A 24,565-nucleotide genomic window follows, 5' to 3' on the forward strand; every position below is an offset into this window, starting at 1 on the left:
TCAACGCGCCACGAAGCCGAAACGGCGGAAGATCGCCTTGCCCTCTGCCGACAGCAGAAAGCGGCGGAATCCCTCGGCATCCGGATGGGCAGACGCCGCAAGCCGCGCCACGGGATAAGTGATCGGCGCATGGCTGCCCGCGGGAAACACGCCCACTATCCGCACGCCCGGCTCTGCCCGCGCATCCGTGGCATAGACGATGCCCAGCGGCGCGGCCCCGCGTGCCACGAGAGCCAGAGCCGCGCGCACGTTTTCCGCCCGCGCCACCTGCCCTTGTAGCTGCGCCCAGACTCCCAGTTTTTCGAGTGCCGCCCTGCCATAGCGCCCGGCCGGTACCGCGTCGGGATCGCCCATTGCCAGCCTGCCGCCGGCAAGCGCGCGGGCCAGGGGAAAACCGGGCGCGGGATAGAGGCGCAGCGTGCTGCCCGCCGGCGCGACGATGACCAGCGCATTGGTCACCAGGCGCGCCCGCGTTCCCGGCACGATCAGCCCTGCCCGCGCCACCGCGTCCATCCAGTCTTCGTCGGCCGAAGCGAACAGATCGGCCGGCGCGCGCGCCTCGATCTGGCGCGCCAGCGCCGACGAGGCGGCAAACGACAGGACCGGGCGCGGATGCCCGAGCCTGGCCCAGCGATCGGCTGCCGCGTTCATCGATTCCTGCAAGCTGGCCGCCGCCAGCACCAGTGGCCCCGCCGGCTGCGGCGCCGCCGCGGCGGGCAAAGGCAAGATCGCCAGGGCCAGCAGGGAGAAGAAGCGAAACAGAACGTGGCCCATGGCAACTCCGCAGCGATCAGGCAGTATCCGGCTGGCTATATTCGGCAGAATACATTCAGCGCTCCTACAGCCGGCACGCGCGAAATGCAAAAGTGCGGCGCAGGCAAAGCGGGCTTGCCGGCGGGCGCGGATTGGGCAAGAGCAGGCGCGCGAACGAGACTGCAACAGGACAAGGAACGGCAATGCGCGCAAGGATCTGGGCCAAGGCCCCAGCAGCAACGGTTGCCGTCGTGCTGGCCGCAGCCCTGGCCGCCCCGGCGGCCGCGCAGGCCGCGCCGCCTCCTGCGGGTGCAGGCACCGCGCAAAAGGCCGATATTCCCGCCCCCTGGCGCGCCGCGCCCGATGTGGGCGCGTTGCTGGCGCAAGACCGCGTGATCGGGCCGGCGCAGGCGCGGGTCAGCGTGGTGGTCTGGTCCGATCCCGAATGCCCTTATTGCCGGCAGTTTTCCGGCATCCCCGATGCGGCCATCGCGCGCGCCGGGGGCACGGCCAATCTGGCCATCCGCATGCTGCCCCTGCCATTCCACGGCGCAGCGGCAGTGCTGGGCGGCATGGCCGCGCTTTGCGTGGCCGATCAGGGCGGCCCGTCGGCCTATTATCGCTTCCTGGCCGATTACTTTTCCCGCACCGGTACCAACGGGCGCGGCTTGCCGGGCGGGCGCGGGGCAGTGATCGCCCTTGCCCGCCAGGACGGTGCCGGCGACAGTGCCAAGCTCGATGCCTGCCTGCGCAGCAAGGATACGCTGGGCCGGCTCGCCGCCGAAGGCGACGCGGCCGAGCGTGCCACGGTGCAGGGCACGCCGGCCGTGGCCGTGCGCAACAATGTCTCGGGCGAAACGATCATCGTCGATGGCGCGATCGATAGCGAAACGCTGGATCAGGCCATTGCCTTGATGGCCGCGCGCAACGCCCGTCAAGGCCCGCCGCCGGCCGACTATTCGCGATGACCCAAAATGTGCCAAGGTTTCCCGCAGAACGGGCTTTGAACGCCAAGGTTTTGCGCTAAACGCCGGACATGGACCGTATCGATCGCAAGTTGCTGGCCACGTTGCAGGCAGATTCGCAAAGTTCCCTGGCGCAACTGGCCGATCGCGTGGGCCTTTCCAGTTCCGCATGCCACCGGCGGATGCGCGCACTGGAGGAAAACGGCACGATCACCGGCTATGGCGCGCGCATCGATGCCGGCAGGATCGGCCTCAACCTGCATGCCCTGATCGATATCACGCTGGAAAGCCAGAGCCGCGAAGCGATGGAGCGGTTCGAGCGCGCCGCGCTCGATTCGGTCGAAATCCTCGAATGCTATCTGATGTCAGGCGCGGCCGATTATCGCCTGCGGATCGCCGCGCGCGACATGGCCGATTACGACCGGCTGCACCGCGATTGCCTGGCCCGCCTGCCGGGAGTGAGCGCGATGCACACCAGTTTCGTCATCCGTCCGGTCAAGGCCTGGAACGGCTATGCCCTGGGCTGAGCGCGGGCGATGATCGTGGCGCGGCGCGGCATGCTGGGCCTGCTTGCCGCGCTGCCATGGGCCGGCGCTGCCCGGGGCGCCGCGCCGGATTTTCCCCGAACGCCGCGCAGTGCAGGGCGCCTTCAGAAACGGCTTGGCGTTCCGGCGCTGGCCGCCGGGTGGCGCAATGCCGCCGCGGGCGGCGAAACCTGTGCCGGGCTGCGCATGGCCGGTGCCGCCGTGCCCGTGGCCATGGGTGACTGCTGGCACTGGGGCTCGATCACCAAGCCGGTCACGGCAACGCTGATCGCCACCGCGGTGGAAGCGGGCGAACTGGCGTGGGACGAAACACTGGTGACGCGCCTCGCCTTGCCCGATGCCGGGGCATGGCGCGGGGTGACCCTGGTGCACCTGCTATCGCACACCAGCGGCTTTCCCCGGATCGACCGCGATACGGAAATGGCCGCCTTTCCCGCGCAGGAGGCCGATCCGCGCGAAAGCCGCCGGGCGCTGACGCGCCTGACCCTGGCCCGCGCGCCTCAGGCGGCGCCCGGGGCAGGCTTCGTCTATTCCAACCGCAACTACGTGGCGGCCGCGGCGATGCTCGAGGCGGCCTGCGGCAAGCCGTGGGAAATCCTGCTGGCCGAACGCATCCTTGCGCCGCTGGGCATGGCCGGCGCCGGTTTCGGCGCGCCGGGCACGCCCGGTCTGCTCGATCAGCCGGTCGGCCACGCCTGGTGGCCGGGCGAGGCCGGGATACCCCATCCACCCGGCGTGCCGCCCACCGACAATCCGGCCGTGGCCGGCCCGGCCGCCCGGCTCCATGCCCCGGTCGCGGCGATGACCGCGTTTCTCGATGCCCATCGCCTGGGGCACCCCCTGCTGCGCCCGGAAACCTGGCGGCGGCTGCATATGCCGCCTTTCGGTGGCAACTATGCTCTGGGCTGGGTCGTCAACGCGGACGGCAGCCTGTGGCACGATGGCAGCAACAACCTGTGGACGGCGCAGGTTCTGGTGCAACGTGACGAAGTGCGCGCCATTGCCACCAACTGGGGCGATCACGCGCGCCTGGCCGCACCGCTGCAAACCGCGCTGCGCGGTTGATCAATCCTCTTCCACCCGGGACATCGCCGCCATGGCGGCAACCAGGACCAACGCCGCTACCAGCATGGTCCAGCGCGGATCGTCGGGAAAAAAGCTCCGCATGATGCCGCCCATGGCCGTTGCCACGATCAGTTGCGGAATGACGATGAACAGGTTGAACAGCCCGATATAGATACCGAACTTGGCCGGCGGCAGCACTCTTGTGAGGATCACGTAGGGCATGCCCAGGATCGAGGCCCAGGCCACGCCGATCAGCGCCATGGGGACCAGCAGCAGCGTGGCATCGCGGATCACCAGCAGCAGCACGAACGCCGCCGCCCCGGCGCCCAGCCCTACCATGTGGGTGCGCACGTTGCCGATGCGCCGCGCCAGCACCGGCAGGGCAAACGCGGCGAGCGCGGCCACCCCGTTGTAGAAAGCGAACATCACCCCCACCCAGTCCGCCCCGGCATTATAGGCCGCCCCGCTGGTATCGGTGGCATGGAAAACGTCGCGCGTGACCACCGGCGTCGTGTAGATCCACAGGATGAACAGGGCCACCCAGGTAAAGAACTGGGCAAGCGCCAGTTGCCGCATGGCACGCGGCATCTGCGCCAGATCGCTGATCACCTGGGCCAGCACGCCGGTGCTGCGCCGCGCCCGCAGCGCGATCTGCAACAGGCCGAACACCACCAGGCCGCTGCCCAGGACCAGCAGCTGCTTGTCGAGCGCCAGCGCCAGCACCGCGCCAAGCAGGACCGCGCCGCCGGCAATCCAGCGCAGGCCATGCCTTGGATAGACCAGCGGCCGGTCGCCATCGTGATCCTCGCGCGCATCGGCAAATGCGGCCATTTCCGCCGGGCTGTATTCGCGCACCCGCAAGGCTGTCCAGGCCACGGCGGCGACCATAGCAAAGGCACCGATGTAGAAGCTGTAGCGGACGGATGGCGGGATCACCCCTTCCGGCGCGGTGTTGGCAACGCCCAGCGCATTGAACGCGGCCGGGGCCAGACTGCCCAGCACGGCACCCGCGCCGATGAACCAGGTCTGCAGCGCAAACCCCTGCGCGCGCTGATGCGGGGGAGTCATGTCGCCGACGAAGGCGCGAAACGGCTCCATCGCCACGTTGAGCGAGGCATCGAGCAGCCACAGGAACAGCGCGGCCATCAGCAGCAAGGGCGTATTCGGCAGGCCAACCAGCGCCAGCGCCGCCAGAACCGCACCCGCGACGAAATAGGGCCGGCGCCGGCCGAACCGGCCCCAGGTGCGATCGGACCAATGCCCGATCAGCGGCTGCACGACCAGGCCTGTCACCGGCCCGGCGATCCACAGAAACGCCAGATCGTCGACCTTGCTACCCAGTGCCTGAAAAATGCGGCTGACATTGGCGTTTTGCAGCGCGAACGCCAGCTGGATGCCGAAAAAGCCGAAACTGGTGTTCCACAGCCCCCGGAATGTCTGCGCGGGCTTTTCCGCCCCTTGGCCCGACGTGGTCATGGCATCCTCTTCCTTGTTCCCGGCCTGGTGCGATGCGCCACGACCGGCAGCAGCGCGAGATGCATACGAATGCTATGCGTAAATCGTTTGCAGTGCGCGTGCGGAATCCAGGCTAACCCCCACTGCTGGCGCGCACCACCAGCCGTGTCGGCAGCACCCCGGGCGGTAGCGCGCGTTCCTCGATCTGGGCCAGAACCGATTCCACCAGGGCTTCGCCCGCCAGGCGAAGGTCCTGCACCACGGTGGTGAGCGGCGGGTTGGCAAAGCCCGCGGCCGGGATATCGTCAAAACCCACGATCGCCACGTCGCCCGGCACTGCCAGCCCGGCGTCGGCCAGAACGCGCTGTGCGCCGATGGCGATCAGATCGCTGGCGGCAAAGATCGCATCGAACGGCACTTTGCGGGACAGCAGCGTCAGCGCGGCACTGTGGCCCGATTCCTCGGAACTGATGGCATCGACCACGAGCGCCGGATCCTGCGAGAGGCCGGCGGCAGCCAGCGCCCGCAGCAAGCCGGCATGGCGCTGTTCGAATTCGGGATAGTGGCTGTCGGCCTGGCCCAGGAAAGCGATGCGCCGCCGCCCGCGGGCGATCAGGTGCTCGCCCGCCAGCCGCCCCGCGCCGAAATTGTCGGATCCTACCGTGGTGCCGATCGTGCCTTGGTCCACCGATCCCCAGCGCACGAAATGGGTGCCGGCTTTCACCAGCTGGCGCAGGCGGCTTTCGTAAACGGTGTAATCGCCATAACCCAGCAGGATCAATCCGTCGGCGCGGTGGCTTTCCTGATAACGGCGATGCCAGTCATCCTCCAGCTTTTGAAATGAAACCAGAAGATCCAGTCCCTTGGCGGCGCAGTGCCGCGTTATCGATCCCAGCATCGACAGGAAAAAAGGGTTGATGTTGGATTCATCGGGCGTCGGATCTTCGAAAAACAGCAGCGCCAGCGTATCGGACCGCTGGGTGCGCAACGATGACGCGTTCTTGTCCACCGTATAGTTCAACTGGCGGGCAATGGCCTCGATCTTTTCGCGCGTGGCCTTGCTGACCGCCTTGCTGCCCCGCAAGGCACGGCTCACCGTAGGCTGCGAAACGCCGGCAAGATAGGCGATCTCGAAACTGGTCGGCTTGTTCGCCGGCTTGCGGCCCATGGCCTGCTCTCTCCCGCATGGTCAGAGGATTGCCCTCTCACCCACCCAGCGTACGCATAAATATATTTTATGCAACGATGTCTGGCCAACTGCTGCCGGCTTACCGCGCGAATGCCCCCATTTGCCCGCAAAGTAACGTATTTTTTTGCAGTCGCGAAAAACTTTGCAACGCATGGTATACGTATGCCTTCTTCGCCACCGCCCCCCTGCGGCGTAGCTTGCCTTCGCGAACTCCGGTGGAACCTGGCGTGTCTGTCCCCGAACAGCGGATAGCCAAGCCTTGCGGAATTCGCGCTTTATGCCGTTTGCCTGCGTGACAGCGGGCAAGCCAACAAGGTTCGTAGCCGGCGCGATGCCGGTTGGGGGAGTGGAAAGTACCATGGCATATCATGCAGTTCGTGCGAGCGGCTTGCGCTGCTCGTTGGTCGCCCTTGCGACCGTACTGGCCGGCAGCAGCCCGGCCCTTGCCCAGGATGCCACGGCACCGCAGGCAACGCCCCAGGCAGCCGACGCCGCCGATGCGACCGCCGCGCCAGTGCCCGCCGAACCTGCTGCCCCTGCCGAACCTGCTGCGATCGTGGTTTCCGGTATTCGCGCCTCGCTCAATGCCTCGGCCTCGATAAAGCGCAATTCGATCGCCATCGTCGAAGTGGTTTCGGCCGAAGACATCGGCAAGCTGCCCGATGTTTCGATCGCCGATGCGCTGGCCCGCCTACCCGGGGTGACGGCGCAGCGCCTCGAAGGGCGCGACCAGCGCCTGTCGATCCGCGGCCTCGGCCCGGATTTCTCCACGGCGCTGCTCAACGGCCGCGAGCAAGTCACCGTGGGTGACAACCGCGGCGTCGAATACGATCAGTATCCGTCCGAATTCTTCAAGAACGTGGTGGTCTACAAGACCGCCGATCCCTCGCTGATCGCCGGCGGCATTTCCGGTTCGGTCGACATGCGCATGCTGCGTCCGCTTTCCCAGGCCGGTCGCATCATCGCGTTCCAGCTGCGCGGCCAGATGAATGGGATGAAGAAACTCAACCCCGATGGCCAGCGCTTCGGCTATCGCGCTTCGGCCGCCTATGTGAACAAGTTTGCCGACGATACGTTAGGCATCGCCATCGGCATTTCGGCCACCTCGGCCCCGTCGCAGAACGAACGCTACAACGCCTGGGGCTTCCCCACGGTGTCCAGCACCGACAGCACGCTGGTGCTGGGCGGCGCGAAGCCCTATGTCCAGTCCAACCTGCTGCAACGCTATGGCGCGGTGGCCACGATCGAATATCAGCCGAACGACAACTGGCATTCCACGCTCGACGTGCTCTATTCCAAGTTCAAGGAAACCCAGCGCCTGCGCGGGATCGAATTCCCGATCTACCCCGGCTGGTCGGCGCTCAGCTCGACCGACACCACCGCGATCCAGCCCGGCTACACGGTGAAGGACGGTTTTGTCACCGACGCCACGATCACCAACGTCAAGGCGGTGATGCGCAACGATTACAACCGCCGCGATGCCGACAACGTGTCGATCGGCTGGAACAACGTGATCGGCCTTGGCGACACGATGCACCTGAAGATCGATGCCAGCTACAGCCATGCCAAGCGCACCGACTTCCTGCTCGAAACCTATGCCGGCACGGGCTACATCACCAACGGTGCGCGCGACACGATCCGCATCAGCCAGAACGGCAACGGCACGTTCAACATCGTGCCCACGCTCGATTACGGCAACGCCGCGAATTTCGGCCTGACCGACCCGCGCGGCTGGGGCTATAACGGCACCACCGCCGTGGTCCAGGCGGGCTTCCTCAACAAGCCCACGTTCAAGGATGACCTGGCCTCGCTGCGCGCCAGCCTGGACGGCGAATTCGCCAAGGGCGGACTGCTCAAGGGCTGGGAAGTCGGCGCCAACTACAGCTATCGCAAGAAAGTCTCGGCGTTTCGCTCGTACTTCCTCTGCCCCAAGGGCAGCGGCAGCGGCTGCACGGTCAGCAGCGGCACCACCACGTTTGCGCAGATCCCTCAGGCCGCCGTCGTCGGCACGGTTCCGCTCGGCTATCTCGGCGTGCCGAGCATGCTCGCGCTCGATCCGCTCTATCTCTACAACAACTCCTATGACGCGGTGTACGACAACCGCCCGGTCTCCCTGGTGCGCGACAATTCGGTCACCGAAAAGGTCTGGACCGGCTATGCCATGGTCCGGCTCGATGGCGATGTCATGGGCAAGCGCCTGACCGGCTCGATCGGCGTGCAGGGCATCTATACCGATCAAAGTTCCACCGGGTCGCTATCGAATTTCGACAGCAGCACCGGCAGAGTGATCGTCACGCCGGCCACTGGCGGCGCCAAATACTGGAACATCCTGCCCAGCGCCAATTTCGCGCTCGAAGTGGCGCCGGCCACGTACGTCAAGCTTGCCGCGGCATTGACCATGGTGCGCCCGCGCATGGATCAGGAGCGCGTGAACCAGGAATTCTCGATCGACGCCGCCAATATCGGCTCTACCGATCCGACCCGCCCTTTCTTCCGGTCAAACGGCGGCAACCCGGCGTTGCGGCCTTACAAATCGGCCAATCTCGACCTTTCGGCCGAACACTATTTCGCCAAAGGGGGCTATGTTTCCGGCGCGCTCTATTTCAAGCGCCTGACCGACTTCGTCGATCCGAACAATTCCTACGCCTATGATTTCGCATCGGTCGTGGCGAGCCTGCCTGCCGAGATCCGCAACCAGATCGGCACCACCGTCGGCCCGGTCACGGCCCCGGGCAATACCGGCAAGGGTACGGTCAAGGGCGCCGAAGTCACGGCCTCGGTGCCGTTCGTGCTGATCACCCCGGCGCTCGATGGCTTCGGCGTGTTCGCCTCGGCAAGCTATACCGACAGCCGCATCGTCTATGCCCAGACGCCAAACGATCCGATCACGCTGCCGGGCCTGTCCGACTGGGTGATAAACACCTCGGTCTATTTCGAAAAGTCCGGGTTCCAGGCCCGCGCCAACTATCGCTATCGCTCCAAGTTCCTGGCCGAAGTGGCCGGGCTTTCCGCCAACCCGACCTATCGCACGGCCAGGTCGGAAGGCATTCTCGATGCGCAGATCGGCTATGAATTCCAGCCCGGCTCTTCGCTGGCGGGCCTGGCCGTGATGTTCCAGGGGAAGAACCTTACCGATCGCCCGTTCATTACCTATCAGAACAACGATCCGCGCCAGGTGATCGACTATCAGCGCTATGGCCGCGATTTCTATCTGACCTTGAGCTACAAGCTGTAAGGTTCCCTTGAGAAAGCGGGCGGTCTCCCCCGGCCGCCCGCTTTCGCCCTGATCCCCGATAGAGGTTTATCGCCATGGACAGCCAGGTTCCGCGTTCGATCACTATCGTCGGCGGCGGCACGGCCGGCTGGATGACCGCGGCCGCGCTGGGCCATTTCCTGGGCGAAAGCACCCGTATCACGCTGGTGGAAAGCGATGCGATCGGCACGATCGGGGTGGGCGAGGCAACGATCCCCCAGATCCGCATGTTCAACCAGGCCCTGGGTATCGACGAAACCGATTTCATCCGCGCCACCGGCGCCACGTTCAAGCTGGGCATCGAATTCGTCGGCTGGTTGCGCCCGGGGCACCGCTACATGCATGCCTTCGGCGATGTCGGCCGCGACATCGGCCTGGGCGCCTTTCGCCATTACTGGTCGCGCGCGCATCGGCTGGGCCTGGCCCGGCCCCTGGGCGATTACAGCCTCAACGATCTGGCCGGCCGCGCCGGCAAGATGCACGACGGCGCGCCGGTCACCAATCCCAACGTGCCGCAGATGCCTCATGCGTTCCATTTCGATGCGGGGCTCTATGCCGCCTACTTGCGCCGCTATGCGCAGGGCAAGGGCGTCATCCGCCGCGAAGGCACGATCGTTGCCGTGGGGCGCGATGGGGCCAGCGGCGATGTCACCGGGTTGACCCTCGCCGACGGCAGCGTTATCGGCGGCGATCTGTTCATCGATTGCTCGGGCCTCAAAGGGTTGCTGATCGAACAGACGCTGGGCGCGGGCTTCGATGACTGGTCGCAGTTTCTGCCGGCGAACAGCGCCGTTGCAGTGCCCAGTGTCAGCGCCGCGCCGCTCACGCCCTATACCCGCGCCACGGCGCATGCCGTGGGCTGGCAATGGCGCATTCCCCTGCAGCATCGCACCGGCAACGGCCGCGTCTATTGCAGCGCCTATCTTTCCGACGATGAAGCGACCGCGGGCCTGCTGGCCCATCTCGACGGCGAAGCCTTGGCCGATCCGCGCATCATCCGTTTCACCACCGGCCGGCGCCGCCGGGCCTGGTCGCACAACGTCATTGCGGTGGGCCTGGCGAGCGGATTTCTCGAGCCGCTGGAATCGACGTCGATCCACCTGATCCAGACGATGATCGCCCGGATCATCGCGTTCGGTCCGACGCGTCGACCGGAACAGGCGGTACGCGCCGCCTTCAACCGCCAGTTCGCCGAAGAGATGGAGCGCATTCGCGACTTCCTCGTTCTGCATTACTGGGCCAACGAACGCGAAGAGCCGTTCTGGCAGGCCTGTCGCAGCCTGTCCCTGCCCGAGACGCTGGCCGAACGGATCGCGCTGTTCCGCGCGGGTGGCCATCTCTTCCGCGACCAGGCGGATCTGTTCAGCGAAGTGGGTTGGCTTCAGGTGCTGGTCGGCCAGGGCATCGTTCCCGCCACCAGCCATGCCCTGGCAGAGGCGGTTCCGCCCGCCGATCTCGCCGCCTGGCTCGATACGCTGCACGCGCTCTACACCCGCGAGGTGGCGGCCTATCCCAGGCATGGGGACTATATCGCCCGCCACTGCGCGGCCCATTCCCTTCAGGGAGCCGCCGCATGATGCCGTTCCGTGCCGTTGCCGCGCTTTCGGCTGCCCTGTTGGCGCTCACCGCGCAAGCCGCGCCGGCAGCACCGCCTGCGCCCTCTGCCGTGGCGGCCCGCCCGGCCGAAGGAGAATCGATCTATTTCGTCCTGCCCGATCGTTTTGCCAATGGCGACATGGCCAACGATGCCGGCGGGCTTTCCGGCAGCCGCCTGCAGACCGGGTTCGATCCATCCGACAAGGGCTTTTACCACGGCGGCGATCTCAAGGGCCTGGTCGCCCGGCTGGATTACATCAAAGGCATGGGCTTCACCGCGCTGTGGGTCGGGCCGGTGTTCAAGAACAAGGCCGTGCAAGGTGCCCCTGGCCAGGAAAGCGCCGGTTACCATGGCTACTGGATAACCGATTTTACCCGGGTCGATCCGCATTTCGGAACCAATGCCGATTTTGCCGCGCTGGTGGCGGCCGCCCATGCGCGCGGTCTCAAGGTCTATATGGACATCGTGGTCAACCACACAGCCGACGTGATCCAGTATCGCGAAGTGCCCGCCGGCACCGCCGCGCCTTATCGCGACAAGGCCAGTTATCCCTACAGCCGCAAGGGTGGCCTGTCCGGCCCGGCCATCAATCCCGGCTTTGCCGGCGACGAAGACGCCAGCGCCGCCAATTTCGCCCGTCTTACCGATCCCGCCTATGCCTACACGCCGATCGTTCCCCAGGGGGAAGAGCATGTGAAAGTGCCCGATTGGCTGAACGATCCGCGATACTATCACAATCGCGGCGACAGCACGTTCAGCGGCGAGAACAGCCGATTCGGCGATTTCGGTGGTCTGGACGACGTGTTTACCGAGCATCCACGCGTGCGCGCCGGAATGATCGCGATCTATGCCGACTGGATCCGCCGATTTCGCGTCGATGGCTTCCGCATCGATACCGCCCGCCATGTCGATCCCGGCTTCTGGCAGGCGTTCATTCCCGCCATGCAACGGGTGGCCAGGGACGCAGGCATTCCCCATTTCACCATCTTTGGCGAAGTGGCGCGGGAAAATCCCGACAACGGCTATATCGCCCGCTTCACCCGGCGCGATGGCTATCCCCATGTGCTGGATTTCGCGTTTCATGCGGCGGTGCGCGCCGTGCTGGCGCAGGACAAGGGCACCGACGTTCTGGCCGATCTGTTCGATGGCGACGTGCTTTACCAGGGCGGCGAAAAGGCCGCGCTGGCCCAGCCGACGTTCATCGACAATCACGACGTGGGCCGTTTCGCCTGGCTGGTGGAACACGACCGCCCAGGCATGGCCCGGGACGAACTGCTGGCCCGCACGGCTTTGGCGCATACCATGCTGCTGACCCTGCGCGGCAGCCCGGTGGTCTATTATGGCGATGAACAGGGCATGGTCGGCCACGGCAACGACCAGGCCGCCCGGCAGGATATGTTCGCCAGCAAGGTTGCAAGCTATAACGACCAGCCGCTGCTCGGCACGACGCGCACGACGGCGCAGGACAATTTCAATCCCGATCATCCGCTTTACCGCCTGATCGCCCGGCTCAACGCCCTGCGCGCCGCTCATCCCGCATTGGCCCGAGGCATGCAGGTGACGCGCAGCTATGGCGAAAAGCCGGGTCTGTTCAGCGTCTCGCGCTTCGATCCCGCAACCGGCGCGGAATACCTGATCGCGTTCAACACGTCCGGCCAGGCGATCAGCGCCGCCAGCACGATCGGCAGCGGCGCGCGCGCGCTGGAAAGTCTGCTCGGGCAGTGCCCCGCTGCCGTATCCGCACCGGGCTCGGCCGTGCTTGACTTGCCGGCCTATGGCAGCGCTGTCTGCCGCGTCCTTCCTTTCTCCTCTCCCAAGCAGGGCCAATGATCCAGCAACCGCTTCCGTCTTCCGCGCAAGGCCTGCCCTGGTGGCATGGCGCGACGATCTATCAGATCTATCCGCGCAGTTTCGCCGATTCCAATGGCGATGGCGTGGGCGATCTGGCCGGCATCACATCGCGGCTCGATCACGTGGCGCGGCTCGGGGTCGATGCCATCTGGATTTCGCCGTTCTTCACCTCGCCGATGCGCGATTTCGGCTATGACGTTTCGGATTACTGCAACGTCGATCCGGTCTTTGGCACGCTCGACGATTTCGACGCACTGATCGCCCGCGCGCACGCGCTCGGGCTGAAAGTCACTATCGACCAGGTCTATGCCCATACGTCGGATCTGCATCCGTGGTTCGTGGAAAGCCGGCAGAGCCGCGACAATCCCCGCGCCGACTGGTATGTCTGGGCCGATCCCAAGCCCGACGGGTCGCCGCCGTCGAACTGGCAATCGGTGTTCGGCGGCCCCGCCTGGCGCTGGGATGCGCGCCGCTGCCAGTATTACCTGCACAACTTCCTCGCCGAACAGCCGCAGATCAACGCGCACAATCCGGCGGTGCAGGAAGCCTTGCTGGGCGTCATGAAGTTCTGGCTGGATCGCGGCGTCGACGGGTTCCGCATCGATGCGCTCAATTTCCTGATGCATGACCCGACGCTGCGCGACAATCCGCCCGCGCCCCAGGACGGCCGCCGCCGTACCCGTCCGTTCGATTACCAGCTCAAGATCTACAACCAGTCGCACCCGGGCATCGTCACGTTCATCGAACGCCTGCGTGCGCTGTGCGACAGCTATGGCGCGGTCTTTACCGTGGCCGAAGTGGGCGGAGATCTCGCCGAAACCGAAATGAAGGAATACACGGCCGGCGCTTCGCGCCTCAACAGCGCCTATGGCTTCGATTTTCTCTATGCCCAGCAGATCACCCCCGCGATGGTGCGCGATGTGCTGGCCAAATGGCCTGACGAGCCGGGCATGGGCTGGCCCAGCTGGGCGTTCGAAAACCACGATGCCCCGCGCGCCCTGTCGCGCTGGACCACGCCGGAAGCGCGCGATGCCTATGCCCGCATGAAAGCCGTGCTGTTCGCGGCGTTGCGCGGCAATATCATCCTCTATCAGGGCGAGGAGCTTGGCCTTACCCAGGTGGATATTCCTTTCGAAATGCTGCAGGATCCCGAAGCGATCGCCAACTGGCCGCTGACCCTGTCGCGCGATGGCGCGCGCACGCCGCTGCCCTGGCAGGCACAAAGCGCGATGGGCGGGTTTACCGCCGGCCCGGCGCCGTGGCTGCCGCTGGGCGAGGAAAACCTGGCGCGTGCGGTAGACCGGCAGGAGAAGGATCCCCGCTCGCTGCTTTCGCTCACCACCCGCCTGTTGCACCTGCGCCGGGAAAGCCCGGCGTTGCGCCACGGCAGTTTCGCCGTGCTCCATGCCGACGCCAGCCTGCTGGTGGCGCGGCGCCGCCATGCCGGCCAGTCGCTGCTCGTGCTGATCAACATGTCGGGCAAACCCGTCGCCTGGCCAGAAGACGTGGCCGAACACGGCACGGTACTGGTGGCCGAAAACGATGCCGGTCCCGGCTATCTCCCCCCGTTCGCTGCGCTGATCATCGAAGAGAGGACCTGACCCCCCATGTCTATCCCTGCCCGCCTAGCAGCGCCGCTGGCGCTGGCGCTGGCCTGCGCCCCGCTTCCGGCGCTTGCCCAGCAAACCCAGGATGCCCCGGTCTCCGCCGCATCGCCCGATGGAAGCCTTGTGCTGACCGTGGCGATCGACACCGATGGCCGCCCCACCTATAGCCTTTCGCGCAAAGGCAAATTGCTGATCGGCGCCTCGTCGCTGGGCTTCATCCTGGCCGACAGCCCGACCATGGTACGCGGCAACCACATCATCGGCAGCGAGGCATCGAGCCCCAAGTCCGTCACCTGGGAACAGCCGTGGGGGGAACGCCGCTTCGTCACCGACAACCACACGGAACTGCTGGTCAAATTCAGGCAGGTGCCCGAATGGGGCGGGCGCGCGATGAACGTGCGCTTCCGCCTGTTCGACGATGGCTTCGGCCTGCGTTATGAATTGCCCGCCCAGCCGGCGATGAAGACGATGAACATCGCCGACGAACTTACCGAATTCAACATCGCGCAGAACGGCACGGCCTGGTGGATACCCGGTGGCGAATGGAACCGGTACGAGCAGGTTTACCAGAAAACGCCGATCAACGGCGTATCCACCGCTCACACCCCGATCACCATGAAGCTGGACGACGGCACGCACCTGGCGTTCCATGAAGCCGCGCTGGTCGATTATTCGGCCATGTGGTTCAAGCGCATTTCAGGCACCAGCTTCCGTTCCACCCTGTCCCCCGATCCCAATGGCCCGAAAGTGGTGCGCGCGCTGCCCTTCGCCACGCCCTGGCGCACGATCCGCATTGCCGATAACGCGGCCGGCCTTGTCGAAAACGATCTGGAACTCAATCTCAACGAGCCCAACAAGCTGGGCGACGTCAGCTGGATCAAGCCGATGAAATACATCGGCATCTGGTGGGGCATGATCCGCGGCGACTGGACCTGGGCGGAAGGCCCCAACCATGGCGCGACCACCGCGCGCACCAAGCAATATATCGATTTCGCCGCCAGGAACGGCTTCGGCGGCGTGCTGGTGGAAGGCTGGGACAAGGGCTGGAACGGCAACTGGTTCGGCAACGGCAAGGATTTCAGCTATACGCAGGCGACGCCGGATTTCGACATCAAGGCCGTTACCGATTATGCGCGCAAGAAAGGCGTGGAACTGATCGGGCACCACGAAACCGGCGGCAACATCGCCAATTACGAAGCCCAGCTTGACGATGCGATGAAGCTCTATGCGTCGCTCGGCGTACATGCCGTCAAGACCGGCTATGTCGCCGATGCCGGGGGCATCCTGGCACCCGGCGCCACGCCCGGCAGCTATGCCATGGCTTACCATGATGGCCAGCGGCAGGTGCAGCATCACCTGAAAGTCGTCGAAACGGCGGCAAAGTATCACATCGCGGTCAATGCGCACGAACCGGTCAAGGATACCGGTCTGCGCCGCACCTATCCCAACTGGATCGATCGCGAAGGCGCGCGGGGCATGGAATACAACGCCTGGGGGCAATTCGCCAACGGGCCGGCACACGAACCCACGCTGGTCTACACCCGCATGCTGTCAGGCCCGATGGACTTCACGCCCGGCGTGCTCAGCCTGGAAGGGGCCAACCACGCAGCGATGGCATCGACCCTGGCCAAGCAACTGGGCCTTTATCTGGCGATCTATTCGCCCATCCAGATGGCCGCCGATTTCATCGAAAACCTGGCCGCCCATCCGCGGGAACTGGAATTCATACGCCAGGTACCGGCCGACTGGGCCGAAAGCCACCTGATCGCGGGCGAAGTGGGCGAATATGCGATCTTTGCGCGCAAGGACCGCAAGAGCGACGACTGGTACGCGGGCGGCGTCAACGATGCGACGGCGCGCACTGTCACGATGCGCTTCGACATGCTCGATCCCGGCAAGGCCTATACCGCCACGATTTACAGGGACGGCGAAGGCGCCACGTATGAAACCGAGGCGCGCCACAGGATCGCCTACGAAACCAGAACCGTACGGAAAGGCGACACGCTCGCACTGTGGCTCGCCCCCGGCGGCGGCGCGGCCATTCGCCTGCACCCCGGAAAATAGAACGCGGCCGTTCCAAAAAGAAAAGGGAGCCGTTGCGGGCTCCCTTTTCCCTCTACCGTGGATGGCCTGCGCCGCGATCCGTCGGATCGCTCCAGGCCCTGGGATGGCCCGGGCAGCGCATCGGCGCGGCCGGGGCCATCAAGCCGGATCAGGCCTTAAAGAGTGCCGTCCGAAGCGTTGTTCATGTCGTTCGACACAAGGTTGAACGTGTTGCCGAGCGAGTTGCCCAGCGCGCCCATGGCGGTGATGGCGGCAACGGCGATAAGGGCGGCGATCAGGCCGTATTCGATGGCGGTGGCGCCCTCGGTGTCATTGGCAAGCTTGCGAAGGAAAGTCATGGTCCCGGTCTCCAGTCCAAAATCTGGAGCCCTTCTGCCGGAGTAGACCTAACCAATGGTAAACGCTCTCCGGATTTTTGCAGCGGAAACCGCATGCAATTGCGCCATATCGCCAAAGGTGCTGGTTAACCCTTTGCAAAATCACATTTCAGCCACACACCGGTCACACCCAGGCCCCGCTCGCCGGCAGCCCGTCAGCCGCGGCCGCGATAGCCGGGCACGCCTTGGTCGGGCAGCCACAGCCCGGCGGGCGGCGGCGCGGATTGCCAGAACACGTCGATGGGAATGCCGCCGCGCGGATACCAGTAACCCCCGATCCGCAGCCATTGCGGGTTCATTTCCGCGAACAGGCGCTGGCCGATGCCCACGGTCACATCCTCGTGAAAGCCGTCGTGATTGCGGAAGGCGCCCAGGAACAGCTTGAGCGACTTGGATTCCACGATGGTTTCGCCCGGTGCGTAATCGATCACCAGATGCGCGAAATCGGGCTGACCGGTAACCGGACACAGCGAGGTGAATTCCGGCGCGGCAAAGCGCACCAGATACAGCGTGCCCGGCCGCGGGTTGGGCACATAGTCGAGCACGGCCGCTTCGGGCGAGGCGGGCAAGGTGCTGGCCTGCCCCAGGTGCAGCGGGGCCGGATGGCGGGAATCTGACATGGGCAATCCTTTCTCCGGCGCGCCATGCACCGAAACGCGGCCTGCGGGCAAGCCGGCGGCTTGCGCACGCCGGTTCAGGCATTATTCAACGCGCCCGGGCCGTATGGTCAATCGCGACACATCACGAAACAAGGCAGTTCGAGCCAGCCATGCGCGGCATTTCCCCATTACGTCACAATCTGCGCCGGGCCGGGCAGATCGTCGGCCTTGCAGCCGGCACCCTGGCGGTGCTTGCGGGCACACCGGGCAAGGCCCAGCCCCAGGCAGACCCGCGACCCGGTTTACCAGGGGCAGCGCCCGTGATCGCACCGACAGTGCCGGCCCCCACGCTGCCTACGCTCGACAGACCGGCGCCCGTGCCGGCGATCAGGCCGATGGCCCCGGCCGAGGCAAGCCGGGACTTGCCAGCGCCGTTGCAGGCCCGGGGTGCGGATGCCCCGGCCATCGTCTTGCCGCAGGCCGGCCCGCCGCCCCGCCTCCGGCCCACCCGGCGCCCGCCACAACCGGCACCGCGGCCAGCACCGGTGGCGGCCGCACCCTCGCCAGCCGCGCCCGTCGCACTGTCATCCGCCACACCCGCAGCACGTCTGCCCGAAGCCGTCGGGCCCCGCCCGGCCAACACGCCAGACACCACCGGCACCGCCGTACCGGCGCCCACCGCCCCGCCACGCGCGGGGGTTGCGTGGTGGCCCTGGCCGGTGGGCCTGGGCGCCCTCGCGATGGCGGCGGCTGTGCTGATCCGCCGGCGCCGGCGCGCTCGCCTGCCGAGGGCCGTCGCGGCGCCAGCCGCGCCCCCTCCGCCGCCTGCTCCGCCCCAGCCCCAGCGCCAGCCGATGCCCACCCCGCGGGTATCGCCCGCGGTCGAGGCGCAAGGCTCCCTCGTACTCGCCCTGCAGGCAGACCGGCTCAGCGCCACGCTGGTCAACACCACGTTGTCAGGGCGCCTGATCCTTGCCAACGACAGCGTGCAAGCACTGGCCGATCTGGCAATTTCGGGTGACGTCACTTCGGCCCATGCATCCCGTGCCATGGAGGAGCAACTGGGCCTGGCCGGGCCGGAACTGCCCCCATTGGGCCGGATCGAGCGCCTGGACGCGGGGCAATCTGCGGAAATCGCAGTGGAAATGCGCCTGCCGCTCTCGGCCGTCCTGACGATTCGCGCCGGCGCGGCGCAACTGTTCGTGCCGATCGTGCGCGTTGGCGTCTGGGCTACGCGCGAAGATGGCGCGGCCTGCCATGCCCATGCCGCCTTTCTGGTGGGCCAGCCCTCCGCCAGGGCCGATCCGGCCGCCCCGCTGCTGCCGTTCCGGCTGGACCAGGGGCCGCGCGTGTTCGATGCGCTCGATCAGCGGCCGATGCCACTGCCGGCGCTGTGACCGAGATCGGGGCCGGGGCCAGCTTCGGGACAGCGGCATGCGCGATCGGCCACATTTTGCAATCGACGGCACGGCGCTGGCGTTTTAGACCCCTATCGACATGGATTTGGATACCAAAACGAACCCGCGCAGATGGGTCGCACGCAGGCAGGAGAATATCATGGAACCGCTGGTTTCCACCCAATGGCTCGCCAACGAGATGGGAGCAAGCGATCTGCGCATCGTCGATGCCAGTTGCTTTTTGCCCGAACACACGCGCGACGCGCCGCGTGAATATGAGGCATGCCACATTCCCGGCGCCGTGTTCATGGACCTGGGTAATCTGGTCGATTCCGCCACCGGCCTGCCCAACACGCTGCCTTCGGCGGAAAAATTCGCCAGCCGCATGCAGAACCTGGGCCTGGGCGATGGCAGCCGCATCGTGCTTTACGATGACAGCCCGATCAGGTCTTCCACCCGCGCCTGGTTCATGCTGACCCTGTTCGGCGCCCAGAACGTGGCCTTGCTGGACGGTGGTATCGCCAAGTGGAAAGCCGAAGGCCGGCCTTGTGCCCAGGGACGCGAAACGCTGCGGCATCGGCATTTCACCGCATGGAGCGATCTGCGCGCGCTGCGATCGAAGGACCAGATCCTGGCCAATCTGTCCAGCCGGGCCGAACAGCTTGTCGATGCGCGCGGCGCCGGTCGCTTTACCGGCGATGTCAAGGAAACCAACCCGGCGCTGGCCAGCGGCCATATTCCCGGCGCGCGCAACGTGCCCTATGCCAGCCTGTTCGCGCCCGACGGCACTTGGAAAAAGCCCGAGGGGCTGCGCACCGCCTTTGCCGAGGCCGGCGTCGATCTCGATCAGCCGGTGATCGCCAGTTGCGGTTCGGGGATGACCGCCAACGTCGTCATTTTTGCCCTGCATCTGCTGGGCAAGAACGACGTTGCGCTTTATGACGGCAGTTGGAGCGAATGGGGCGCCGATCCCGCCACGCCAAAGGAAACCGGGCCGGCCAACTGCCTGGTGGATTGACGAACACGGGCTTCTTGCAGCGCATCCGTTTGCAGGCTTTCGAAAACCCTGCATCTGTGCTTTGCACGGGGCATGACAGCCTCTTCCGACAAGCCGAACCGCCTCGATCTCAAGCGGGCCACGCGCCTGGCCCAGGCTGGGCGCCGCGCGGAATGGACGGGCACTCCCGGCCAGCCCGGCGCCGTCGTCAATCCGCCGGTATGGCGCGCCAGCACGCATCTCTACCCCGACATGGCCACGTTGCGCAGCCATCCCGCCAATGCCGACGGGCATTTCTATTACGGGCGGCGCGGCGGGCCGACGCAATGGGCCCTGGCCGAAGCGCTGACCGAACTGGAACCCGGCGCCCTGGGAGGCGGAACGGTGCTTTATCCCTCTGGCGTCAGCGCCATTGCCGGCGCGCTGCTGACGGTGCTGCGGCCAGGCGATACACTGCTTTTGACCGATAATGCCTATGAACCCAGCCGGGCGATGGCGCGCGGCCTGCTGGCCGAATTCGGGGTCAACACCATCTGGTTCGATCCCACCGACACGCAGGCCTTTGCCGCCCTGTGCCCCGGCGCACGCGCCGTGCTGCTCGAAGCGCCGGGCAGCCTTACCATGGAAGTGCCCGACATGCCCGCGCTGATCGGCGCCGCGCGGGAACAGGGCCTGGTCGTGCTGGTGGACAATACCTGGGCTTCTCCCTTGGGTTTTGCCCCGCTTGCCCATGGCGCAGACATTGCCATCATGTCGCTGACCAAGCACGTCAGCGGCCATTCCGACGTGATCATGGGATCGGCGACCGCCGGGGCCGAATGGTATGCAAAATTGCGGCTCCGCAGCCAGAACCTGGGCCTGGTGGTTTCGCCTGACGATGCCGCGATCCTGCTGCGCGGCCTGCGCACCATGGGCCTGCGGCTCGAAGCCGCGACGGCGGCCGCCCTTGCCGTGGCGCGATGGCTTTCCACCCGGCCCGAGGTGGCGCGCGTACTCTGCCCGATGTTGCCCGGCGCGCCAGGTCACGATTACTGGCGGCGTGACTTCACCGGGGGCTGCGGCCTGTTCAGCTTCGTGCTGAAAGGAGGAACGGCCCGCGCGCGCGATGCCCTGATCGATGCCCTGGGGCTGTTCGGCATCGGCTACAGCTTCGGCGGGTTCGAAAGCCTTGCCACCCCGATCGATCCCGGCCCGATCCGCTACGCCAGCCTCTGGCCGCAGCCGGGCATGGACCCGGCCGACCGGTTCGGCATACGCCTGGCCATCGGGCTGGAAGACCCGGACGATCTCGTCGCCGATCTTGAACAGGCTCTTGCGGTCTGGGCACGGATACCATGAGTTTGACCACAATCTGGGCCACGATTGCGGCCACGGCGGGAGAAGCGCGCCGGCTGCACCACCCGGCCAACCGCAAGCTGGCCGATTTTATCCAATCGCTTGACGATCTCGGCTTCGACATCGGCCATTATCACGTTTCCGTGCTCAATGCGGCGCGGATGGTGCTGGTCGTCATCGCCATGTTCATGCTGGCTCGCCTGGGCAGCCGGCTGGCGCGCCATTTCTTTGCCCGCGCAACCAGTCTCGATCCGGCGCAGCAGGTCCTGGGGGAAAAGGTCGTCTCGCTCGTCATCTGGGCGCTGGCCTTTTTCATCGGCATCGATCTGCTGGGCATCAATTTCACCGCGCTCACGGTCTTTTCCGGTGCGTTCGGCCTGGCTATCGGCTTTGGCCTGCAAAAGACTTTCGGCAACCTGATCGCCGGGCTCATTCTGCTGATGGACCGTTCGATCAAGCCGGGCGATGTCATCGCCATCAACGATGGCAAGGGCAATGCCATCGGCCAGGTGCGCAAGATCGGCATCCGCGCGGTATCGGTCGCCACGCGCGACAACCGCGAATACCTGATTCCCAACGAGATCCTGATGACCACCCAGGTGGAGAACTGGTCTTATTCCAACACGCAGATCGTGCTGACCATTCCCGTCAGCGTCGCTTACGGCACCGATCTAGACCTTGCCGAGCAGCTCATGCTGCAGGCCGCGCGCGCCGCGCCGCGCGTGCTTGCCGAGCCTGCCCCGTCCGTGGTCATGAGCGCGCTGGGGGCCAGCGGGATCGACATGGCGATCTACGTGACGATCGAGGATCCGCAGGAAGGCACGGCCAATGTGCGCAGCCAGGTGCTGCGCGCGCTATGGCGGCTGTTCCAGGACCATGGCGTTGAAGTGCCCTATCCGCAGTCGGACATTCGCCTGCGCGACAGTGCCGCGCTGCGCGCCCTGTTCGCGGCGATGCCGGATGCCTCACCCCGCGCGGAGTGAACCGCCCTCGCCGCCGCGGCGCGGCCACTTCGGCCGGGCGATGCGCTGCGCCCGATAGATGCCGCGGTGGCCCGAGACGCGATAGGCCGCCATGCAGGCGACGATCAGCGCCGGGGCGGCACCGGTGCCGAACAGTTCCAGCCCCATCACCGCGCAGGCGACCGGCGTATTGGCCGCCGCACCGAACAGCGCGACCATGCCCATCGCCGCCATCAGCGGGACGGGCAGGCCCGTTACCGGCGCCAGCGCGCTACCCAGCCCCGCGCCGATGAAGAACAGCGGCGTAACTTCCCCGCCCTTGAACCCCGCGCTGAGTGTCGCAACGGTGAAAACCAGCTTGATCAGCCAGCTCCACCGGTCAGGCGCGGCCGTGAAAAAGCCGGGCAAAGTCGGCGCGCCGGGATGGGGCGCCAGTATGCCCAGCCCCAGATAGTCCTGCGTGCCGAACGCCAGCGCAAGGCCGATCACCACCAGCCCGCCGATCCCCGGGCGCCATAGCGGATTTGCCACGAACCGCTTGTAGAGACCGGCCAGCCCGTGATTGGCGGTGGCGAACAGGCGCGCAACGGCGCCGCTCGCCACGCCGACCAGCGCGGCCTTGGCCAGCAGCACGGCCAACCCGCCCCAATCCGCCGACGGCAAGGCCAAGGCGGGATAGGGGGTGTGATGCGCTCCCCACAGCCGGCAGGCGAAATCGCCCAGCAGCGCGGCGACGAGGCACGGCGCCAGCGCCGCCAGATCGAGCGCGCCGAGCGCCAGCACCTCGACGGCGAAGACCGCGCCGGCCAGCGGCGTACCGAACACCGCGCCGAAACCGGCCGCCACGCCGCCGGTCAGCAAGAGCCGCCGCGCCTTGCCCGACAGCTCCAGCCGATCGGCCAGCCCGCCCGCCAGGCCGCCGCCGATCTGCACTGCCGTCCCTTCGCGCCCGGCCGATCCGCCGAACAGGTGGGTGGCCACCGTGCCGATCACGACCAGCGGCGCCATGGCCAGCGGCACTCCGCCGCCCGGCTCGTGGATTTCATCGAGAATCAGGTTGTTGCCCCCTTCGGCCCGCGCGCCGAAGCGACGATAGAGCAGCGCGACGGCCACTCCGCACGGCGGCAGGCCATAAAGCAGCCAGGGCGCCCCGAAGCGCAGGCGCGTGACGGCATCCAGTGCCCACAGGAACCCGGCACAGGCCGTGCCCACGGCAAGCGCCATGGCCACCAGGGCCAAGCACCAGCGGATGCGGAACCGGTTGAAGACTGCGCGCACGATCCCTCCTGTTGCAGGTGCCCGGCAAGGGGCAGGCCGATCTCAGGTAGGAATCATCAGCCCTGGCGCCTTGCGGCGTGGCGGGCGGTTCGGCCGGAAGCCTGGCGGAAATCCATCGCCATGGACATTGCTATGGCTGCCGCCGGGCGCGCGGTCAAGACCGGGTGGGCGGCATGCCCCATCCATTGGCGGGTCAATAGGCGAAATGCTCGCTGCGGGTGATGGCATGGCATACCACGCGGTCACGCCCGTGTTCCTTGGCATAATAAAGCGCTTCGTCGGCACGCTGTATCGCCGCCGACAGATCGCCATCCGCACATGCGCTGATGCCGGCGGAAAAGGTTATGGCCCGCCCGTTCACTTCGCCGATGGGCGCATGGCGCAGGACCCGGCCGATGCGGTCTATGATGCGGCCGGCTTCCTCTTCCACGCAGCCGGGCAGGAAGACCACGAATTCTTCCCCGCCCCAGCGTCCGACCACGTCTACGCGGCGGATCTCGCGGGACAGCGTTGCCGCCAGCGCGCAAAGGATGTGATCGCCCTGGTCGTGCCCCAGGGTATCGTTGACGGCTTTGAAATGATCGACATCGAGCAGGACCACGCAGCCGCGCACCCCGTCGTTCATCCGGGCGACCATCTCGTCCAGAAATCCGCGCCGGTTGAGAATGCCGGTCAGCGCATCCTCCTGCGCGGCCACGATCAGCGTCTCGATCTGCGCCTCGGCAGAAGCCGTCGCGCGGTGCACCCCGGCATAGAGCGACTGGATCACGTCCATGGCCGGGGGCAGGGCAGGATCGGCATCCGGGCGGCCGTTGCCTTGCTTACCGTTCGGGCCGGGCTTACCGTTCGGGCCGGGTTTGCCATTCGGGCCATGCGTGCCATTCAGGCTGTTGGCCAGCACGTGAATGGGATTGAGCAGTGCCCCTATGCCAAACAGGGCCATGATCGTGCCGATCAGCGTCGCCAGGGTCAGCAGCACGAATTCCGCCAATTCGATCCGCCCGGTCGCCAGACCCCAGATGCAATAGCTGATCAGCGGCAGGTGCGTGGTAACGAAGCACAGGGTGAACAGCCGCAGGCGCAGCGACCGGGGGAAGATGAACGATGTCGCAAGATAGAAGCGCATGTGTGGTCCTCGTACTGTGTTCCCCCTCCCCACCGACATATCCTGCGCCGATGATCGTAAGCCAGATATCAACAAATGCTTGGCAAAATTGGTTAAGTTTCTGATGCCCATGCTAACATTGCCGACGTTTGCGCCGGCGCGTGCAAGCGA

19 protein-coding genes and 1 riboswitch are annotated in these 24,565 nt (G+C 66.2%); of the genes, 12 read left to right on the forward strand and 7 right to left on the reverse strand.

What is annotated here, in order from left to right; all coding sequences use genetic code 11:
• Positions 1–774, reverse strand: a complete 774-nt coding sequence (gene modA / locus AC3EDY_RS12555; protein ID WP_488572840.1) for a molybdate ABC transporter substrate-binding protein — start codon at positions 772–774, stop codon at positions 1–3.
• A 182-nt stretch (positions 775–956) separates the two neighbouring features.
• On the opposite strand from modA, the gene AC3EDY_RS12560 reads away from it, so the two are divergent.
• The 3 genes from AC3EDY_RS12560 to AC3EDY_RS12570 all read left to right on the forward strand — a co-directional run bounded on the left by AC3EDY_RS12560 (position 957) and on the right by AC3EDY_RS12570 (position 3,328).
• Positions 957–1,721 carry a DsbA family protein gene (locus tag AC3EDY_RS12560; RefSeq protein WP_488572841.1) on the forward strand — a complete coding sequence of 255 codons (765 nt, stop codon included), beginning with the start codon at positions 957–959 and terminating at the stop codon, positions 1,719–1,721.
• A gap of 68 nt (positions 1,722–1,789) precedes the next feature.
• A complete protein-coding gene (locus tag AC3EDY_RS12565) occupies positions 1,790–2,245 on the forward strand; it encodes an Lrp/AsnC family transcriptional regulator (protein ID WP_488572842.1) in 456 nt (151 codons plus the stop codon).
• A gap of 9 nt (positions 2,246–2,254) precedes the next feature.
• Positions 2,255–3,328 carry a serine hydrolase domain-containing protein gene (locus AC3EDY_RS12570; protein WP_488572843.1) on the forward strand — a complete coding sequence of 358 codons (1,074 nt, stop codon included), beginning with the start codon at positions 2,255–2,257 and terminating at the stop codon, positions 3,326–3,328.
• On the opposite strand, the gene AC3EDY_RS12575 is transcribed toward AC3EDY_RS12570, so the two are convergent.
• Both AC3EDY_RS12575 and AC3EDY_RS12580 read right to left on the reverse strand, forming a co-directional pair.
• Entirely contained in the window at positions 3,329–4,804 is a 1,476-nt protein-coding gene (locus AC3EDY_RS12575) for an MFS transporter (RefSeq protein WP_488572844.1), read from the reverse strand. It abuts the gene before it with no gap.
• A 112-nt stretch (positions 4,805–4,916) separates the two neighbouring features.
• On the reverse strand, positions 4,917–5,951 hold the full coding sequence (locus AC3EDY_RS12580; RefSeq protein ID WP_488572845.1) for a LacI family DNA-binding transcriptional regulator: 1,035 nt from the start codon (positions 5,949–5,951) through the stop codon (positions 4,917–4,919).
• A gap of 379 nt (positions 5,952–6,330) precedes the next feature.
• On the opposite strand from AC3EDY_RS12580, the gene AC3EDY_RS12585 reads away from it, so the two are divergent.
• The 5 genes from AC3EDY_RS12585 to AC3EDY_RS12605 all read left to right on the forward strand — a co-directional run bounded on the left by AC3EDY_RS12585 (position 6,331) and on the right by AC3EDY_RS12605 (position 16,344).
• A complete protein-coding gene (locus AC3EDY_RS12585; protein ID WP_488572846.1) occupies positions 6,331–9,207 on the forward strand; it encodes a TonB-dependent receptor in 2,877 nt (958 codons plus the stop codon).
• Positions 9,208–9,281: 74 nt separating this feature from the next.
• Positions 9,282–10,802, forward strand: coding sequence for a tryptophan halogenase family protein (locus AC3EDY_RS12590; RefSeq protein WP_488572847.1), 1,521 nt, complete (start codon positions 9,282–9,284; stop codon positions 10,800–10,802).
• Positions 10,799–12,652 carry an alpha-amylase family glycosyl hydrolase gene (locus AC3EDY_RS12595; RefSeq protein WP_488572848.1) on the forward strand — a complete coding sequence of 618 codons (1,854 nt, stop codon included), beginning with the start codon at positions 10,799–10,801 and terminating at the stop codon, positions 12,650–12,652. The genes AC3EDY_RS12590 and AC3EDY_RS12595 overlap by 4 nt, the downstream gene beginning before the upstream one ends.
• A complete protein-coding gene (locus tag AC3EDY_RS12600; protein ID WP_488572849.1) occupies positions 12,649–14,274 on the forward strand; it encodes an alpha-amylase family glycosyl hydrolase in 1,626 nt (541 codons plus the stop codon). The genes AC3EDY_RS12595 and AC3EDY_RS12600 overlap by 4 nt, the downstream gene beginning before the upstream one ends.
• A 6-nt stretch (positions 14,275–14,280) precedes the next feature.
• A complete protein-coding gene (locus AC3EDY_RS12605) occupies positions 14,281–16,344 on the forward strand; it encodes a glycoside hydrolase family 97 protein (RefSeq protein ID WP_488572850.1) in 2,064 nt (687 codons plus the stop codon).
• A gap of 155 nt (positions 16,345–16,499) precedes the next feature.
• Here the strand turns inward: AC3EDY_RS12605 and AC3EDY_RS12610 are convergent, their stop codons facing one another.
• Together AC3EDY_RS12610 and queF are read right to left on the reverse strand one after the other, a co-directional pair.
• A complete protein-coding gene (locus AC3EDY_RS12610) occupies positions 16,500–16,682 on the reverse strand; it encodes a Flp family type IVb pilin (RefSeq protein ID WP_488572851.1) in 183 nt (60 codons plus the stop codon).
• Positions 16,683–16,876: 194 nt separating this feature from the next.
• On the reverse strand, positions 16,877–17,341 hold the full coding sequence (queF, locus tag AC3EDY_RS12615) for a preQ(1) synthase (protein WP_488572852.1): 465 nt from the start codon (positions 17,339–17,341) through the stop codon (positions 16,877–16,879).
• Between the two features lie 149 nt (positions 17,342–17,490).
• Here queF and AC3EDY_RS12620 point away from each other — a divergent pair, with 149 nt between their 5' ends.
• The 4 genes from AC3EDY_RS12620 to AC3EDY_RS12635 all read left to right on the forward strand — a co-directional run bounded on the left by AC3EDY_RS12620 (position 17,491) and on the right by AC3EDY_RS12635 (position 22,032).
• Complete coding sequence (locus tag AC3EDY_RS12620) at positions 17,491–18,717, forward strand: hypothetical protein (RefSeq protein ID WP_488572853.1); 1,227 nt, start codon at positions 17,491–17,493, stop codon at positions 18,715–18,717.
• A gap of 160 nt (positions 18,718–18,877) precedes the next feature.
• On the forward strand, positions 18,878–19,735 hold the full coding sequence (gene sseA, locus AC3EDY_RS12625) for a 3-mercaptopyruvate sulfurtransferase (RefSeq protein ID WP_488572854.1): 858 nt from the start codon (positions 18,878–18,880) through the stop codon (positions 19,733–19,735).
• Positions 19,736–19,807: 72 nt separating this feature from the next.
• On the forward strand, positions 19,808–21,052 hold the full coding sequence (gene metC, locus AC3EDY_RS12630; RefSeq protein WP_488572855.1) for a cystathionine beta-lyase: 1,245 nt from the start codon (positions 19,808–19,810) through the stop codon (positions 21,050–21,052).
• Positions 21,049–22,032: a mechanosensitive ion channel family protein gene (locus tag AC3EDY_RS12635; RefSeq protein WP_488572856.1), complete on the forward strand. Its 984-nt coding sequence runs from the start codon at positions 21,049–21,051 to the stop codon at positions 22,030–22,032. The genes metC and AC3EDY_RS12635 overlap by 4 nt, the downstream gene beginning before the upstream one ends.
• On the opposite strand, the gene AC3EDY_RS12640 is transcribed toward AC3EDY_RS12635, so the two are convergent.
• Positions 22,015–23,289 carry a chloride channel protein gene (locus AC3EDY_RS12640; RefSeq protein WP_488572857.1) on the reverse strand — a complete coding sequence of 425 codons (1,275 nt, stop codon included), beginning with the start codon at positions 23,287–23,289 and terminating at the stop codon, positions 22,015–22,017. The two genes, AC3EDY_RS12635 and AC3EDY_RS12640, sit on opposite strands and share 18 nt — an antisense overlap.
• A 40-nt stretch (positions 23,290–23,329) precedes the next feature.
• Positions 23,330–23,418: riboswitch (Fluoride riboswitch) on the reverse strand.
• Between the two features lie 64 nt (positions 23,419–23,482).
• Positions 23,483–24,415, reverse strand: coding sequence for a diguanylate cyclase (locus AC3EDY_RS12645; RefSeq protein ID WP_488572858.1), 933 nt, complete (start codon positions 24,413–24,415; stop codon positions 23,483–23,485).
• Between the last annotated feature and the right edge of the window lie 150 nt (positions 24,416–24,565).

The sequence above is a fragment of the Novosphingobium sp. DS6-6 genome, from assembly GCF_057784975.1.

Excerpts from the sequence above, each read along its gene's own strand:
- modA (WP_488572840.1), bottom strand. The coding sequence starts at position 774 with ATGGGCCACGTTCTGTTTCGCTTCTTCTCCCTGCTGGCCCTGGCGATC.
- AC3EDY_RS12560 (WP_488572841.1), top strand. The coding sequence starts at position 957 with ATGCGCGCAAGGATCTGGGCCAAGGCCCCAGCAGCAACGGTTGCCGTC.
- AC3EDY_RS12565 (WP_488572842.1), top strand. The coding sequence starts at position 1,790 with ATGGACCGTATCGATCGCAAGTTGCTGGCCACGTTGCAGGCAGATTCG.
- AC3EDY_RS12570 (WP_488572843.1), top strand. The coding sequence starts at position 2,255 with ATGATCGTGGCGCGGCGCGGCATGCTGGGCCTGCTTGCCGCGCTGCCA.
- AC3EDY_RS12575 (WP_488572844.1), bottom strand. The coding sequence starts at position 4,804 with ATGACCACGTCGGGCCAAGGGGCGGAAAAGCCCGCGCAGACATTCCGG.
- AC3EDY_RS12580 (WP_488572845.1), bottom strand. The coding sequence starts at position 5,951 with ATGGGCCGCAAGCCGGCGAACAAGCCGACCAGTTTCGAGATCGCCTAT.
- AC3EDY_RS12585 (WP_488572846.1), top strand. The coding sequence starts at position 6,331 with ATGGCATATCATGCAGTTCGTGCGAGCGGCTTGCGCTGCTCGTTGGTC.
- AC3EDY_RS12590 (WP_488572847.1), top strand. The coding sequence starts at position 9,282 with ATGGACAGCCAGGTTCCGCGTTCGATCACTATCGTCGGCGGCGGCACG.
- AC3EDY_RS12595 (WP_488572848.1), top strand. The coding sequence starts at position 10,799 with ATGATGCCGTTCCGTGCCGTTGCCGCGCTTTCGGCTGCCCTGTTGGCG.
- AC3EDY_RS12600 (WP_488572849.1), top strand. The coding sequence starts at position 12,649 with ATGATCCAGCAACCGCTTCCGTCTTCCGCGCAAGGCCTGCCCTGGTGG.
- AC3EDY_RS12605 (WP_488572850.1), top strand. The coding sequence starts at position 14,281 with ATGTCTATCCCTGCCCGCCTAGCAGCGCCGCTGGCGCTGGCGCTGGCC.
- AC3EDY_RS12610 (WP_488572851.1), bottom strand. The coding sequence starts at position 16,682 with ATGACTTTCCTTCGCAAGCTTGCCAATGACACCGAGGGCGCCACCGCC.
- queF (WP_488572852.1), bottom strand. The coding sequence starts at position 17,341 with ATGTCAGATTCCCGCCATCCGGCCCCGCTGCACCTGGGGCAGGCCAGC.
- AC3EDY_RS12620 (WP_488572853.1), top strand. The coding sequence starts at position 17,491 with ATGCGCGGCATTTCCCCATTACGTCACAATCTGCGCCGGGCCGGGCAG.
- sseA (WP_488572854.1), top strand. The coding sequence starts at position 18,878 with ATGGAACCGCTGGTTTCCACCCAATGGCTCGCCAACGAGATGGGAGCA.
- metC (WP_488572855.1), top strand. The coding sequence starts at position 19,808 with ATGACAGCCTCTTCCGACAAGCCGAACCGCCTCGATCTCAAGCGGGCC.
- AC3EDY_RS12635 (WP_488572856.1), top strand. The coding sequence starts at position 21,049 with ATGAGTTTGACCACAATCTGGGCCACGATTGCGGCCACGGCGGGAGAA.
- AC3EDY_RS12645 (WP_488572858.1), bottom strand. The coding sequence starts at position 24,415 with ATGCGCTTCTATCTTGCGACATCGTTCATCTTCCCCCGGTCGCTGCGC.